Below are 830 nucleotides of genomic sequence, written 5' to 3'. Positions count from 1 at the left end.
GGAACGGTTGCCAACACCACGGCGGTGAACAGCTATGTCAATGGCATTAAAGTGAATACTGAATCTATCTCCAATGATCAGCTTCTTTGCCAAAAAGCAGACCCACGGGTGTTAACAGCCAATTGCTGCTTGAGAACTGAATTTCTGGATGAGTTTGATTTATCGTACCGTGATGTTTGCCCGGTAAATACCGCTACAGCATCAACACCCATAAAGATTAATGATGCAGAAACCCTGGGCAAGATTGGTAAACATCCCGACTATCCACTGGACGGTACCTATCAACAGACAGCGGATATTTTTGTCACTAAAGACTATCAAACCATTGGCAATGAAACCCATCCATTCACCGGGGAGTACGATGGGCAGGATCGTACCATCAGCGGCCTGTCTGACTGTTTTGTTGACACTCTGGAAGGCAGCATCAGTGACCTTCACTTTACTCGTGCCAATATAACAAATTCCCGGAAGACGACCGGGTTAGCAGCCTGTGTTGTTGATGTTAATGGCGCAGTCAGTAATATCCGGGCGGAAAATGTTCATATTGTCACCTCGGGTGAGGATGCATACGCCGGCATCGGAGGGGGGCGGGTTAAAGGAACGGTTGCCAACACCACGGCGGTGAACAGCCATGTCAGAACTGAGGGTGGTGGTGCATACGCCGGCATCGGGGGGGGGCGGGTTAAAGGAACGGTTGCCAACACCACGGCGGTGAACAGCCATGTCACAACCTCGGGTGACGGTGCAGACGCCGGCATCGGGGCGGGGTATGTTAAAGGAACGGTTGCCAACACCACGGCGGTGAACAGCCATGTCACAACCTCGGGTAA

General features: G+C 51.6%; 1 protein-coding gene. It reads left to right on the top strand.

Annotation, left to right across the window (positions count from 1 at the left end):
- Positions 1–129: 129 nt before the first annotated feature.
- A partial coding sequence (locus J7439_RS25670; RefSeq protein ID WP_209204895.1) for a hypothetical protein occupies positions 130–830 on the top strand: 701 nt, incomplete at its 3' end.

The organism is Salinisphaera sp. G21_0 (assembly GCF_017744115.1).
Lineage (GTDB): Bacteria > Pseudomonadota > Gammaproteobacteria > Pseudomonadales > Endozoicomonadaceae > Endozoicomonas.
This window is presented reverse-complemented; position numbering and strand designations above follow the sequence as displayed.